The sequence below is a fragment of the Photobacterium profundum genome (genome assembly GCF_003026285.1).
Taxonomy (GTDB): Bacteria; Pseudomonadota; Gammaproteobacteria; order Enterobacterales; family Vibrionaceae; genus Photobacterium; species Photobacterium profundum.
In genome coordinates, this window is record NZ_PYOD01000003.1 from 431,582 (window position 1) to 445,312 (window position 13,731).

Sequence of the window (13,731 nt, forward strand, 5' to 3'; positions counted from 1 at the left end):
TACCTTATTGAATTTATTTACGGTAAGGTATGATTCTCTATGTTTAAGAATCTATGATAAGCAGTTTATGATTGAACAAATCACCGAGTTAAAGAATAGTTGGATGGCAAGTCACATTACAGATGCTGAGTTCCCAACACCTTTAAGTGAAAAAGGGTTAGATCTTTATCAGAGCCGATTAAAACAACTATCAACCCAATTATTATCAACGATTCCAAGCAATTCAGACTCAGAACTAACCTATTATCGTGTTGACTGCCACCCTCTTACTATACGATTTTCAATGATTCTTGCTAGTCAGTGGGAAGATGAGAGTGAAAAAGAGGCCGTTTTTGAATATCTAACACAAATTATGTTTGAAAATGATTCACCTGCACATCTGTATGTAGGTTTCCATAAAGGTAAACCAGCAGCATGCGGAATGATTTTCCGCCAAGAAACAGAGCAAGGTCTGTGCACTCTAGTTTCTGATGTCATGGCCTTTCCTCTTTCGAATAAAGCTAATTTAATGCAGATGATGGAAAATCACCTGTTAGCGCTTGCGGATCAAGATAGTCAGTTTTTCGTCACACAAAAATAGCGTTCTCTTATACACATTTTATTGAGTAAAAGTCGCGAATAATCATATATAGATCGCGCTTTTCCTCCTCCTATTACTCTCTTTCCCCATTCAGAACACCAATATTTCGACTATTATTTTGTTTTTAGTGCAAAGCATCCCCCGTTTAAACGTATATCTCATAAATATCATTAACTAAAAAACACTTCTGTAGCATATATTCAATAATAAGTTATGGAATACTTATTACTGAGCCAGTAAAATGTCAAGTATTCGTGTACGCCCAAGAAAAAGTATAATTACGGTTAGGAAAGTAAAATCAGCACAACAAGGAATGTGTCATGAGATATTTGTTTATTTATTTTTGTAGTTTAATGCTGCTTGGATGTAGTTCTGGTTTGAAGGTCTCTATACCTGATAAATATACTGATACACAGAATCAATCTATAGGGTTTCTTGTCGGTACTCTTGGCGCAACAACCGTTTGGCCATCAACTGGCGAGACCTTAATTACAACGTTACATATTCGAGAAACCAGCATTAGAAGCCCAATTCTAATGAGTGACGATGATATTGAAAATGAAGTAATAACGTTAACGAATGAAAATAAAAACTTTGATTTTAAAAATGAAAAGGAAATAGGACAGCTGTTTACCTTACCATTGCCGGTTGGCGAGTATGAAATATTTCAAGTCACAATTAAAGGTTCAAATGGTAATCAAACGTTTACACAAAAAACAGATGATGATCTTTCACTAACATTTGAAATAACTGCGGCTAGTGCCAGCTACATTGGCGAGTTTATTGCAAAAAGTCGTGTTGCTGAAAGTCAATTATGGAATCTGAAATTCCCCAGCGGTTACGGTTACTTCTTACATAGCTATAATAAAGCCCGTGACGAAGTCCTTTTCTACGAGTTAAACCCACAGCTAACAGATATTCAATTTGATGTTAAAACGTTAGCTACGATTAAAAACCGTCTAATTTATACCAAAATAAATAAACCCGAGTAAAACATAGACCCGACTCTACTCTGATTCGGGCGCTTCACCTTGGCGTTTTAGGTGTTTCTGTTTTGTTTTTTCTGATATATCTTTCACTAACTTTTTTACTTTTGGTGCAGAATATATTCTATCATTCATACTTCATCACCTTTCTATACTAATAAATCGACGATATACAACATTCACATAATCGTCATACTCACTTCATATTTTATAAATACTAGTATATACCGTGAATCCATAACATGCGTAAAAAAATTACTTTTTCTGCATACTTCGCTTAATCGCATTAATGTTCATGTGATTATACCAAACCCATTAATTAGCATATTGTTGAATTCACACTTAATCGAGTATGTACGTTTCTTTTTTATACCTTGCTAAAATTTTATTTTCAATAAAACTCGAAAGGATAAACATCACAACATACCCTGTACACAGTGCAATAATTATCGCCACAACGTTAGCTGTAAATTGTGCAAACAAGTAATAAGAAACAACAAGGGTCACAATACCGCTCAAACGAATAATTAAACTTTCGGTAAAGCAGCCATGCGCTTTAATATAGGCCAACTGATAAGCATTGAGCATTAAAAACACAAAAAACATTGAGAAATGGAATAATACAGGAATCGCACCTTTATATTCATCAGGGAAGACGAACAAAACAATGTCTTTTCCGAAAAATAACATGCTTAAAAAGAAAATAGACCCAACGATAAAGCTCAATTTATAGATCCATTTTTTAATTTTCCGTATTTGATCATGTTTGCCTTCGCGAACGCATACAGCTAACTCAGGTAAAACGAAGCGGTAAATAGGAAAAACGAATAGCATCGTAAGATAGGTAAATATTGGCCGAACAACCACTTGGAAGTCCCCTAACTCATCGATACTAAAGTGACTGATCGTTAATAACACGGTGATGTAGATCATAAGGATACTTGCACCAGCTTCAAGCGATGCTGTAACACTCTTTTTCACATAACTGATTAGCATAGGATCAAGCTGCACTGCAGCTAAAGGGCGTGTAGAGATTTCTTTTCGACGGCTTATAAACATATACGCTGCCGTACCTAAAGATGACAGCGTTAACCCATAAAAGAGAGAAGTAAGAGCATCAAAGCCTAAACCATAATAGCAAGTAACAAACATTACCACATTGCTAATGGGCTCAATCCAAGTCACCTTATTAGAAATACTGTACAAGCGATACATCGCAATTAAATTAGTAAAATAGACTTTTAACCCCATACCAAAAATGATACCCACCAACTGTATGTAGCTCACATTGATATTTAACTCATGCTTTATATAGGGAATAACGACTCCCCATGTAATTAATACCATAGCAATTAAGCTATATCGGAAGATATTGATGATGTCTCGATCATTATTCGTTTGTGAATAACTCACTACCATCGATGAGCGGAAGCCTGTCATCAATATTAAAGAGAGGGAAATGATATCAACAACACTGTGATACAGGGCTAAATCAGCTTTAGGCACCCATTGTGCTAACCAAATCTTAAACGAGAAACCAACTAAAATACTGGCAAGCGTTGCCCACACTCCAGTAATGAATGCTTTTTTTAGACGAGAGAGTGAATCATTTTCCATGGTAGTGCCATCTTTGGGTTAACTTCCATTGCATAGTAATGAAATTAATTCTCATTTGAAACGTATTTACTTCATAAACTCTCTTTTCTTTGTGATATATCAACATCAACAAAATTGATGAAGAACACCAACTCAGCCTACTGGATGTAGAGCCTCAGAGAGTTAAAATACATATATACCCTATAAAATATTCAAAAGGAAAGCAGCATGTATCACGCCCATGTTTACTTTGAGTTATCCCAAGAATCATTAGCCACGCACCTTCACCATAAAATCACAGCTAACCGCGATGATATTTTGAGAATATTCCCACTCGTCATGCATAAAGTAGGGCCTCATGATAAGCCAATGTTTGAAATACATTTCAATGATAATCAACTGGGGTTTGTTAACTGGTTAGATCAACACCGTAAGGGGTTATCTGTACTTATTCATCCTAATACAGGTAATGATTTACAAGATCATACTGATAACGCTGTATGGCTCGGTGAAGAACTCCCAGTGCGCGTCGATATATTCAAATAGAACAGAAATAGACGACTCTTTAAAACATTTACCGTTTTCAATTACTGTCTTCATTTTTTAGGGTGCTGCTTGATGTTTTTATCAGTACTAACGCGATTCCACCAAGAATCGCAATAGATGCAAAAATAAAACGAAAAGATAACGCTTCACCCAAAAAAAGAATACCAGCGACAGCAGCTAAAACAGGCACACTTAGCTGAATCGTAGCGGCGTTTGTTGCTTTTAAAAAAGGCAAAACTGAATACCACAACGCGTAACCGACACCTGATGTTAACGCACCAGAAGCTATGGCATACCAAAGTCCACTCAGTTCAATATCAGCATTTTTAAATGAAAGAGCACTCAACACTAGCGCTATCGGTATTGATCTTAAAAAATTTCCCGTAGTAACAAGCGTTGGGTTACCAACCCCTCTACCACGTAGTGAATAGATCCCCCAAGCCACGCCTGCTCCCATCATTAAAATAGCGCCGAATAATGGTGGTGAGGATAGCCCTGGAAACAACAACCCAATAAGCCCTGCTAGCGCCAAAGTTAATCCAGCCCCTTGTTGCTTACTTAATCGCTCGCCTTTATATATACCGTGCCCAATCATTGTTGCTTGCACTGCGCCAAACAATAGCAATGCACCCATCCCGGTCGACAGGCTGACATAAGCAAAAGAAAAACCTGCGGCATACATAAATAAAGCACAAGCAGATATCCAACTGCCCTCACCTTTGTACGGTTGATGATTAACAAATGAAATCAACCACAACATAATAAAACCAGAGAGCAATCGAAGCGAAGTAAAACTGGCTGGATCTATCGTCGTTTCTAAGAAAGCAGCTCGACTCAATAATGAATTACCTGCAAAGGCAATCATAGCTATAACAGTGAGTATGAACACCTGCTGGCTGGGCATTTTAGCATTGCTCTTCACCATCTGATATCAATTGAATCTTCAGGACCTATCCAACAAAAGGGGTTATAAGCAACCTCCCACAAGTAGCCATCAAGATCTTTGAAATAACCAGAATATCCCCCCCAAAACACTTTCTGACCGTACTTGGTAATCGTCGCGCCCGCGACTTCTACTTCAGCCAAAACTTGATCGACTTCAGCTTCCGATTTCACATTATGCGCAAGTGCAAAACCAGAGAAAGATTGGTCAGTATTATCACTAGAAGCCACTTGGGCATCTTCTGCTAAGGCATCACGATCATACAAACCTAACCAGGTACCATTTAGAGTAAAAAAGGCAACCGATGGTGGCGATTCTTTTTGAGGAAACCCTAACCCATCACGATAGAATGCGACTGACTTTTCAAAATCTTTAACACCGAGAGTAATCATGCTAATTCTTGGTTTCATAACTTCATTCCTTGTTATTACTTTTTGAACTTAACGTTTAAAGAAGATAGGACAATACCTTTATATTGCAAACACTTTACCACCGACCCAAATACCTTGTTTGACGTGTTCTAGGTGAAGCACATTACAAAATTCAGGCGACCCCATTAAGACTGTAAATGGCAACATGGATTTCTGCTCTATAGGCAAAGCAGCACAACACACCGCACAAGCGGAATCTTCATCAATATTGAGCAAAGGGTTAGTTGCACGGGCATAGTATTGAGTATTACCTAATTCATCTTTTTCTTGTACGTAAAGCACGTAACCGCTGAAGTTTTTGCTCTTATTCCATTGGGCTAATATTGCTAAATCGAAAACTGCTTTTTTCAATACAGAAACGCTCGCTACTTCGATACATAACTTTGGCTTACCAGCACTAAACACCCCATAAGTTACAATGTCACCGCCGTCCAGCCCTAACCATTTAGCATCAAGAGTATCGTCGAACGTTGAAACGACAGGGTGTGGTTTCTCGAGTTTCACAAAGATGGTTTCAGATCTTTTTCTTACTTCACAAATACCCGCCCCTGTTTCTACAAAAAAGTGTTCAGCATCAATGCTTGCACTTGCCCCCAGTAACGCATGCCCACAAAGAAGGGATTCTTTATGATTTGGATAAAAGAAACGAAAGTGTGTATCAGCAATATCACTCTTTGAAATTAAGACGGTAACTGGCACGCCTGAATTGAGTGCATTCTCTGGCTGAGTAACAAGGCCCATAAGGTTACCACCAGATGTTACGCTTGCACCAAAAACAATATATTTTCTCATCACTATTCCTATATGCCAGATACTCAATAAATACTATCAATTGAGTGCATGTAAAAAGCAAAAGACTCACAAATTAGTGAGCCTTTTTAAATACGGGTTTGAAGTTGGTGGTTTAAATTTCCACTATTCGCTTTTTCGCTAATGACATGGCTAAATTATTATCATAATAAGCGGCTTCATTAATGAAATGTGGATAGGCTTCATAATCACCTTCCCAGCAGATTTCAGAGCCATCAAATAGCGTGAATATAGGATCGCCAGAATTCAATTGTTTAAAGTCACCATCTTGAACATTTTTGTGGACCATGCCAATTCGCTCGCCGTTTTCATTTTCTGGTAATTTTAGCGTTTCGGTATATTCAAATGCTTCATAGCTCGATGACAATTCTGGCAATGCGTTGGTGTTATGTAGATCAACATAATCCAATATATGACGCGTCATGTCTTCCATCCAGTCAAGTACATCTTGACGGATAACGGACTGAGGTTGTGGACCAATCTCGACAATCACACCTTGTGGCGTAATAGAGCTTAAAAAGTAATGTTCTTCGACAGAGGCATGATCTTCAAATACAACAACTACTTCAGGCATGCGAGATTTCACATAAGCACCCATTTTGCAGTTAAACTCATCAGATTGAAGCAGAATCAACGATGGTCCCATATTACTGGTCGTATTATGCAAATCGATAATGAAGTCTGTTTTAGCATCACCCTTAGGGCCAAGCTGCCTATTAATAACCTTAGCGCGACTTTGTTCATAGTTAGCCAGATCGAGATTAGCGAGATCAGCAATATCAAATTGTCGGTTTAAATCACTATCAACGTAACGTTTATTCTCTTCGTGCGCTTTAGGGTTAGCGAATACTGTTTGAACTGAAAAGCTGCCACGAGATATCAAATTAAGGTTATTTTGCCACTTACGTAGTAAGTAGATACCGCTAAATTCATTACCATGCGTACCGCCAACAACGGCAACACTGTTAATTTTAGTCATCCTTGTTACTCTTAACTAGTTATTCAAAATTGAGCATAATTTCAGTGTACTCAATTTCAATCTGGATACCAACGAAAGTTAACCTTAAAGTAATAAATTCACACTGATAACGGTAGTGTCTGGGCTAATTTAAGATACGAGTGTAATTCGTTATTTTTATACTCAATGGCTGAATGAATATTCACATTACGATTAGCAATAATAGAACAGTTGTAATCGTTATCCTCTTTTGTGATCGTCAATTCAATAACACCATCCTCTAACTTCCAACTACCCACTGTTTTCACTCGTGTAAATAAAGTGTATTCCTCTAATCGCCCGTCTGAGTGCAGAATAACTTCGGTGATATAACCTGCACTACATGTTTTGATCCAATGTTGAGTTGTAACATCAGCGATTGTAAAGTTTCGTTTAGTTTCTAACCATTGATGCATCAATTGTTGCTGTTCCGTATCGAGTTCGGGCAGTGCATCAATATCAAGTAAACGTACACGGCCCGTTTCACGATAAAACAGCTGTAACAATTGAAGGGTTTTCTTTTCAAACATTCAGCTTACCTTACGCAACGAAATCATAAACATAGTTAGATATGTATAACCCTAAACATGCCGAATTGCGAAAAGTGTTACTGAATGAAAGAAGAAATTGTAGTATTTATCACAATAATAAATGTGTTCATGATAAATACTCATTTCGATTTAATGATCCACTTTTCCGCGTAATGACTTCGTATTTCCACGCTGGGTTTTCTTATCCATGCGGCGTCGCTTTGACCCCATAGTAGGTCTAGTTGCACGTCGTGCCTTTTGTTGAACAACGGCCGCTTGAATAAACTCTTTTAGGCGCTGTAACGCGTCTTCCCGATTTTTTTCTTGAGTACGAAATTGCTGAGCTTTAATCACGATAACACCGTCTTTCGTTATGCGATGATCCGAGATTCTCAACAAACGTTCTTTATAGAAATCAGGCAATGTTGATCGCTTAATATCAAAACGTAAGTGTATGGCACTTGATACCTTGTTTACATTTTGACCACCCGCCCCTTGCGAGCGAATAGCCGTAATTTCGATTTCCCAATCGGCAAGTTCTACATTATTAGAAATGGTAAGCATAGTTGTTCAATAATCAATTCAAATACAGGGTTAGTATAATCGTTAACGGCTTTCAAATAACCTTTCTTGCAGAAATTAAACAAATATCACCTTACTGTGATCTTGTGTACAGGTCGACATGACCATTATTTAACTTATCATCATAAATCAGTAAGGTAGCGCATCATTCAAACCAATGGATTACGAGAACATAAATGGATACTCTTATTTCACTACTCGCTCAAGCTGGGCACACCTTGAAACCTTGGTTAGGTGAGATTTCGCTCACTATTGTCGCTTGTTCATTAATTATTTTTGGTTCAGATATTAATCACTTCCTACGTCGTCTTTTGTCAGGTAAAAATATTTTCCTTCGCACCAGTGCTTTTATACTTGTTAATTCATTTGGTTACGGTTTGCTTCTCATTAAAGTTTCTCCTTGGTTAACCCGCCAATTGAGCACAATGCCAAGCCAATGGATGTTTACTTCAGTAATAACAACATTCATTGTCATCGGATTATGGGCACAAAAAACACGCCACTATTAAGCGCCGCTCATTAAAAAACATATTTACGTCTCAATTTGTTACCAATTATCGGTATGATCGACCGTTTTATTGACCTCAAACAGCTAAAAACAGGGTTACTTCAGTTTAAAGTACTAACTCCTGTTCCTAAAAAAGCATAATCATGACTAACATTAACCAAGAAAGATTGATCGAACATTTCATCGAGCTTATTAAGATCAACAGTGAATCCCAAAACGAGAAAGCTATCGCTGAAACCCTTGCAGAGCAACTGGGTGGTATTGGCTTCGACGTTACTAAATTACCAGTACCTGAAAATATTTCAAATGGCTTCAATATTTACGCAACGCTACCAGGCTCGCTTGAAGGTAGTATTGTACTAAGTTGCCATATGGATACCGTTGCACCAGGTAATGACATAGAGCCAATTATCGTCGATGGTATTATCAGCTCGAAGGGTGACACAATTCTTGGTGGTGATGATAAATCAGGTATTGCCGCGATAATGGAAGCGGTTCGTTGTATCAAAGCTAACAATTTACCCCATAAGACTATCGAGATCGCCTTCACTGTCTATGAAGAAGGTGGTTTGCACGGTTCAAAACACTTCGACATGTCATTCGTTAAATCGACAGAAGCTATTGTGCTTGATTCAGGCGGCGCTATCGGCACTATTATTACAACAGCACCTGGTCAGCAAAATCTAAAGATCAATATCACAGGCAAGCCTGCCCACGCTGGTTTAGCACCAGAAACGGGGATCAATGCGCTAACCGTTGCTGCTGATGCAATTGGCCAAATGAAGCTATCTCGTATTGATGCAGAAACAACAGCAAACATTGGTGTTGTTCAAGGCGGCCAAGCAACTAACATAGTTATGCCTGCTCTATATATCGAAGCAGAAGCGCGTTCTTTGAATGATGTGAAATTAGCGAACCAAGTTGAACACATGGTAACAACATTTGAAGCAGCGGCTGAAAAACACGGTGCACAAATCGATATCGTATCAACTCGTGCATATAACGCTTATAACATTGATGATAACGACGTATTTATTGATGATATAAAAGCGGCTTTCTCTGCTAATGGTGTTGAGCCTAAAACCAACTCTACTGGTGGCGGAAGCGATGCAAACATCTTCAATGAAAAAGGGTTAAAAACAGTTAACCTTTCAACAGGTATGGCAAAGGTACATACCACTGAAGAATATATTGCCATTGCCGATATGGTGAGCATCACTGACTTTATGTATACCTATTTAACGCGCTAACTTGCCGTTATATTGACATAAGTAAACAGAAATGAATAAACCGGACAAACTAGAATAAAACTAGCTGTCCGGTTTTTCTTTGCAATGAATATATTATCTAATACTTCTAACCTTGCAGTGTTTGCATCTCGCGGTAAGAGCGGCTTTCCAATTGTGCATCCGTCAATCCTAGCTTGGCTGCCAACTCGAGTAATTCTTGCTTATATTGATCTAGCATTGATTCATCGTCAGTCATGATAGCAAGTTCAGCAAAATCCCCCAGCCCTTTTAAATGATCAACAGTTGCGTGAAATTTACCTATAAAATAGATGCTGCGGGTCTTCTGTAATTCCAAAACTAGGTTAAACCCCATCGTTAGCAACATGCTTTTTGCTTTATCGCTATCGGTAATATTTACCGCCTCACACCTATCGGCTTCAGGGCCTTTTACAATCCATAATTTAATGCCAGATGGCTGCATATTACGAATACAAACACTCTTGTTTTGCTCTTTTAGCGGGCTGCCGCCTACAAAGTCAAAATAGCAATCATGTTCAAGGTTATCTTCCAACATAATCTCTGGATTCATGGCCTGTAAATATGATAAGAACTGTATTTTTGAAGTTAATTTGTATTTCAACTCTACTTCGTATTTGCCTTTAAAGTGCTCTGTCATGCTGCGATCCATTGAAAATAACATTAGTAATATAGCGTGATGATTATAGCGTGAAGTCTGATTTATGACGTGAAGCCTCACTTGAAAACACGATGAGGCATAGAAATATGATTAAAGCTATGTGGTGAATAGCTCTTTGTGTATGATCAACAATTTTATATTTAAAGGATTGAATAATGAAAGCCCTTATGGCTCTGTTTTTATTAGGCATCAGTTGTGTAAGCTATGCACAAACGTTTACATTTACAGCGATTCCTGATGAAGACGAAAGCCGATTGCGTGAACGCTTTGATAAAGTTGCCGCCTATTTAAGTGAAGAAACCGGCGTCGAAATTAAGTATATTCCAGTCAAGTCTTATGCTGCGGCAGTAACCGCCTTTAGAAACAACCAAGTACAATTAGCATGGTTTGGTGGTCTTTCTGGTGTGCACGCTCGCCAACTCGTACCCGGCTCTGAAGCGATAGCACAAGGATATGAAGATCAATTTTTTAAAACATACTTTATTGCGCATACTTCGACTGGATTAAAACAATCAGACGACTTCCCAGCAGATATAGCAGGAAAAACTTTCACTTTTGGCTCTAAAGGTTCGACGTCGGGTCGTTTAATGCCAGAATATTACCTCCGTGAGTTTTTCAAAACATCACCTCAGAAAGTATTTAAACGTGTTGGTTTCTCTGGCGACCACAGCCGTACAATTGCCCAAGTACAATCTGGTGCTTACCTCGTTGGCGCTGTGAACTATAAAGTATGGGAAAATGAACTGAAAGCCGGAAAAATAGATAGCAGTAAAATCGCCATTATTTGGGAAACCCCTACTTATCCTGATTATCAATGGACGATCCGAGGTGACGTTAACGAGCAATTTGGTGCCGACTTCAAACAAAAAGTTACACAAGCACTACTTGAAATGAACGACCCAGAGCTATTAGCTAGCTTTCCTCGCCAAAGTTTCATTCCTGCCAGTAACAAAGATTTTGAACCCGTTGAAAATGTTGCACGTTCTATTGGTATTATAGATTAATGGCGCTATTAGAACTTAAAAATGCAGAACTGGGTTATGAACATAACCCAGTTCTTCACGATATATCGTTATCCATTGAAAGCGGTGAAAAAGTCGCACTTATTGGCCCTAGTGGTGCGGGTAAATCAACATTACTCAACCAGTTACATTCTCTTATTTACGAAGAAACCGCCCTATGCCCGCAAAGCCATGGCCTAGTAGGACCACTAAGTCTCTATAACAATATTTATATGGCACGGTTAGAACAATTCAACGTATTCCAAAATGTATGGAACCTTATCAAACCTCAGCAATGGAACGAGGTAGCAGCAATTGCAGACACGTTAGGCTTACGCGATAAAATGAGAACATCTATCGATAAATTATCAGGAGGTCACGCCAGCGTGTCGCAATTGGGCGGGCGTTATATCGGAATAAGCCTGTATTTATGGGTGATGAACCCGTCTCAAGCCTTGACCCGTTACAAGCACAATCACTGCTTTCGCATATTTGTGAATCTCACCATACCCTTGTCGTCGCTATTCATGACAGACACCTAGCACTAAGCTGCTTCGACCGTATTATTGGTCTTAAAGACGGTAAAATTGAGTTTGATAAACCCACCAGCCAGCTCGATATTGCAGCACTGAATGTTCTATACCAATCATAATGAATAGCTCTGGTTATGCTCAGGGTAAACTGAGTTTCATCTTTGTTATTATCGCGTTAGCATTAACGCTATCAGCCGATTTAGAAATCTCAACTATCGACCCATGGACAGAAATGGGTAGGATGTTTGTCGGTTTTATTACACCCGATTTCTTTGCAACCGAATATATCCTTGACGCGCTATTTTTTACGGTAAGCATCGCATTGCTAGGAGTTACATTTGGGGCTTTCTTTGGCTTTTTTCTTGCTTTGGTTTTTAAATACCGGATTGTACGGATATTTTGTGCTTTCTTTCGTTCCATTCATGAATTGTTCTGGGCACTGATCTTTTTACAGCTGTTTGGATTAGACCCTCTAACAGCCTTGTGTGCTATATCGCTTCCTTATGCTTGCACATTTGCCAAAGTTTACGCCGAGATATTTGAACAAGCAGACACAACGCCAGCCAAAACCGTTTCCAAAAAAGCAGATATTCTCAGTGTATTTGTTTATACAAAGCTTTCACTGGTTAAAAGCCATTTGATTAGCTATACCCGCTACCGTTTTGAATGTGCATTGCGTTCTAGCACCATACTCGGATTCGTTGGCATACCGACTTTAGGCTTTCATTTAGAAAGTGCGTTCAGCCAAGGGAATTATTCTCAAGCTGGTGCTTTGCTATTGCTGTTCTATCTCTTAATTATCTCTATTAACGTCTGGTTAAAAGCAAAACTGTTACCCATCTATATTGCCGCTGCATGGTTTTATTTACCGGCATTCGGACAAGTTAATTGGGACAACTTTACTCGGTTCTTTGGCTCAGATATTTGGCCATCGCCTCTGCGCTATGCAGCAGATATTGATCTTAATGTGATAAACCAAACCCTGAATTGGTATTGGTCATTATTAACAGGTGAAGTATTTGAAGGTATCGTGAATACGCTGATTCTGACGCAGCTTGCACTGGTTACTACTGGCATTATCGCACTGCTCGTATTCCCTTTAACCGTCAAACTCTTTGTTGGATTTACCGGTCGAATAATGGGGCAAGGAATATTAGTTGTATTACGTTCGACCCCAGAAATGATCCTTGCGTTTATTTTTCTATTATTGCTTGGCCCTTCAATGCTACCTGCCGTATTAGCGCTTGCTATTCATAACGGAGGCTTAATTGGCTTTTTACTTGCGGAACTAGCCAATGCCCTAAAATTACGCCCAGATGCTCCACTCCAACATAACGGAATCAATAGTGGCAGAGTCATCAAAGGGCACGCAATTTCACTGTATTTCTATGAAGTACTACCCAGAATATACAGTAGCTTTCTTGCTTTTATCTTCTATCGATGGGAAGTCATCATGCGGGAAACTGCGATATTAGGAATACTAGGGGTAACAACACTCGGTTTTTATATCGACTCTGCTTTTGAAGAGATGCGCTTTGATCGGGCTATGTTTTACATTGTCATCACTGCATTACTCTGCATTGGCATTGATTCCTTTTCACGCCATATTCGTAAAAAGCTAAACGTAAAAGCAGCGTAAAAGCAGCGTAAAAGCAGCGTAAAAGTTTAAGCGCCCCCTTCTTAATAGCAAAGGGCGTAACCCGATAAGGTTACGCCACTACAGTATTGGACCAACTTTATTCAGTTCAGTACACAATTAATC

16 protein-coding genes are annotated in these 13,731 nt (G+C 38.8%); 8 read left to right on the top strand and 8 right to left on the bottom strand.

Annotation, left to right across the window (positions count from 1 at the left end):
* The first annotated feature begins 67 nt into the window (after window positions 1-67).
* A complete protein-coding gene (locus tag C9J48_RS11485; protein WP_006229640.1) occupies window positions 68-580 on the top strand; it encodes a hypothetical protein in 513 nt (170 codons plus the stop codon).
* A 320-nt stretch (window positions 581-900) separates the two neighbouring features.
* Entirely contained in the window at window positions 901-1,572 is a 672-nt protein-coding gene (locus C9J48_RS11490; RefSeq protein ID WP_036802664.1) for a hypothetical protein, read from the top strand.
* Window positions 1,573-1,908: 336 nt separating this feature from the next.
* Here C9J48_RS11490 and C9J48_RS11495 read toward each other — a convergent pair whose 3' ends face one another.
* On the bottom strand, window positions 1,909-3,183 hold the full coding sequence (locus C9J48_RS11495) for a lipopolysaccharide biosynthesis protein (RefSeq protein ID WP_006229637.1): 1,275 nt from the start codon (window positions 3,181-3,183) through the stop codon (window positions 1,909-1,911).
* Window positions 3,184-3,390: 207 nt separating this feature from the next.
* On the opposite strand from C9J48_RS11495, the gene C9J48_RS11500 reads away from it, so the two are divergent.
* Entirely contained in the window at window positions 3,391-3,708 is a 318-nt protein-coding gene (locus C9J48_RS11500; RefSeq protein ID WP_006229636.1) for a DOPA 4,5-dioxygenase family protein, read from the top strand.
* Window positions 3,709-3,745: 37 nt separating this feature from the next.
* On the opposite strand, the gene C9J48_RS11505 is transcribed toward C9J48_RS11500, so the two are convergent.
* The 6 genes from C9J48_RS11505 to arfB form a co-directional block, all read right to left on the bottom strand.
* Window positions 3,746-4,633 (bottom strand): DMT family transporter, encoded by an 888-nt coding sequence (locus tag C9J48_RS11505; RefSeq protein ID WP_107281123.1) that lies wholly within the window; start codon window positions 4,631-4,633, stop codon window positions 3,746-3,748.
* Window positions 4,627-5,061, bottom strand: a complete 435-nt coding sequence (locus C9J48_RS11510) for a VOC family protein (protein ID WP_006229634.1) — start codon at window positions 5,059-5,061, stop codon at window positions 4,627-4,629. Before C9J48_RS11510 ends, C9J48_RS11505 begins: the two co-directional genes overlap by 7 nt.
* A gap of 60 nt (window positions 5,062-5,121) precedes the next feature.
* Window positions 5,122-5,874 carry a PhzF family phenazine biosynthesis protein gene (locus tag C9J48_RS11515; RefSeq protein WP_006229633.1) on the bottom strand — a complete coding sequence of 251 codons (753 nt, stop codon included), beginning with the start codon at window positions 5,872-5,874 and terminating at the stop codon, window positions 5,122-5,124.
* Between the two features lie 112 nt (window positions 5,875-5,986).
* Complete coding sequence (locus tag C9J48_RS11520) at window positions 5,987-6,871, bottom strand: aspartoacylase (protein WP_006229632.1); 885 nt, start codon at window positions 6,869-6,871, stop codon at window positions 5,987-5,989.
* 98 nt (window positions 6,872-6,969) lie between these two features.
* Entirely contained in the window at window positions 6,970-7,419 is a 450-nt protein-coding gene (locus C9J48_RS11525; RefSeq protein WP_006229631.1) for a hypothetical protein, read from the bottom strand.
* Window positions 7,420-7,569: 150 nt separating this feature from the next.
* On the bottom strand, window positions 7,570-7,983 hold the full coding sequence (arfB, locus tag C9J48_RS11530) for an alternative ribosome rescue aminoacyl-tRNA hydrolase ArfB (protein WP_006229630.1): 414 nt from the start codon (window positions 7,981-7,983) through the stop codon (window positions 7,570-7,572).
* Between the two features lie 194 nt (window positions 7,984-8,177).
* On the opposite strand from arfB, the gene C9J48_RS11535 reads away from it, so the two are divergent.
* Together C9J48_RS11535 and C9J48_RS11540 are read left to right on the top strand one after the other, a co-directional pair.
* Window positions 8,178-8,510: a DUF3392 domain-containing protein gene (locus C9J48_RS11535; protein WP_006229629.1), complete on the top strand. Its 333-nt coding sequence runs from the start codon at window positions 8,178-8,180 to the stop codon at window positions 8,508-8,510.
* A gap of 142 nt (window positions 8,511-8,652) precedes the next feature.
* Window positions 8,653-9,759, top strand: a complete 1,107-nt coding sequence (locus tag C9J48_RS11540) for a M20/M25/M40 family metallo-hydrolase (protein WP_006229628.1) — start codon at window positions 8,653-8,655, stop codon at window positions 9,757-9,759.
* 106 nt (window positions 9,760-9,865) lie between these two features.
* Here C9J48_RS11540 and cyaB read toward each other — a convergent pair whose 3' ends face one another.
* Entirely contained in the window at window positions 9,866-10,414 is a 549-nt protein-coding gene (cyaB, locus tag C9J48_RS11545; RefSeq protein ID WP_006229627.1) for a class IV adenylate cyclase, read from the bottom strand.
* A gap of 176 nt (window positions 10,415-10,590) precedes the next feature.
* Between cyaB and C9J48_RS11550 the strand changes: the two genes are divergently transcribed.
* The 3 genes from C9J48_RS11550 to C9J48_RS11560 all read left to right on the top strand — a co-directional run bounded on the left by C9J48_RS11550 (window position 10,591) and on the right by C9J48_RS11560 (window position 13,608).
* Entirely contained in the window at window positions 10,591-11,439 is an 849-nt protein-coding gene (locus C9J48_RS11550) for a putative selenate ABC transporter substrate-binding protein (RefSeq protein WP_006229626.1), read from the top strand.
* Window positions 11,439-11,978: an ATP-binding cassette domain-containing protein gene (locus C9J48_RS28355; protein WP_006229625.1), complete on the top strand. Its 540-nt coding sequence runs from the start codon at window positions 11,439-11,441 to the stop codon at window positions 11,976-11,978. Before C9J48_RS11550 ends, C9J48_RS28355 begins: the two co-directional genes overlap by 1 nt.
* Window positions 11,979-12,087: 109 nt before the next feature.
* Entirely contained in the window at window positions 12,088-13,608 is a 1,521-nt protein-coding gene (locus C9J48_RS11560; protein ID WP_006229623.1) for a PhnE/PtxC family ABC transporter permease, read from the top strand.
* Window positions 13,609-13,731 lie beyond the last annotated feature (123 nt).

Coding starts and splice junctions, on each gene's coding strand:
- C9J48_RS11505 (WP_107281123.1), bottom strand. CDS start 4,633: ATGGTGAAGAGCAATGCTAAAATGCCCAGCCAGCAGGTGTTCATACTC.
- C9J48_RS11510 (WP_006229634.1), bottom strand. CDS start 5,061: ATGAAACCAAGAATTAGCATGATTACTCTCGGTGTTAAAGATTTTGAA.
- C9J48_RS11520 (WP_006229632.1), bottom strand. CDS start 6,871: ATGACTAAAATTAACAGTGTTGCCGTTGTTGGCGGTACGCATGGTAAT.
- C9J48_RS11535 (WP_006229629.1), top strand. CDS start 8,178: ATGGATACTCTTATTTCACTACTCGCTCAAGCTGGGCACACCTTGAAA.
- cyaB (WP_006229627.1), bottom strand. CDS start 10,414: ATGACAGAGCACTTTAAAGGCAAATACGAAGTAGAGTTGAAATACAAA.
- arfB (WP_006229630.1), bottom strand. CDS start 7,983: ATGCTTACCATTTCTAATAATGTAGAACTTGCCGATTGGGAAATCGAA.
- C9J48_RS11560 (WP_006229623.1), top strand. CDS start 12,088: ATGAATAGCTCTGGTTATGCTCAGGGTAAACTGAGTTTCATCTTTGTT.
- C9J48_RS11540 (WP_006229628.1), top strand. CDS start 8,653: ATGACTAACATTAACCAAGAAAGATTGATCGAACATTTCATCGAGCTT.
- C9J48_RS11550 (WP_006229626.1), top strand. CDS start 10,591: ATGAAAGCCCTTATGGCTCTGTTTTTATTAGGCATCAGTTGTGTAAGC.
- C9J48_RS28355 (WP_006229625.1), top strand. CDS start 11,439: ATGGCGCTATTAGAACTTAAAAATGCAGAACTGGGTTATGAACATAAC.
- C9J48_RS11500 (WP_006229636.1), top strand. CDS start 3,391: ATGTATCACGCCCATGTTTACTTTGAGTTATCCCAAGAATCATTAGCC.
- C9J48_RS11485 (WP_006229640.1), top strand. CDS start 68: ATGATTGAACAAATCACCGAGTTAAAGAATAGTTGGATGGCAAGTCAC.
- C9J48_RS11515 (WP_006229633.1), bottom strand. CDS start 5,874: ATGAGAAAATATATTGTTTTTGGTGCAAGCGTAACATCTGGTGGTAAC.
- C9J48_RS11525 (WP_006229631.1), bottom strand. CDS start 7,419: ATGTTTGAAAAGAAAACCCTTCAATTGTTACAGCTGTTTTATCGTGAA.
- C9J48_RS11495 (WP_006229637.1), bottom strand. CDS start 3,183: ATGGAAAATGATTCACTCTCTCGTCTAAAAAAAGCATTCATTACTGGA.
- C9J48_RS11490 (WP_036802664.1), top strand. CDS start 901: ATGAGATATTTGTTTATTTATTTTTGTAGTTTAATGCTGCTTGGATGT.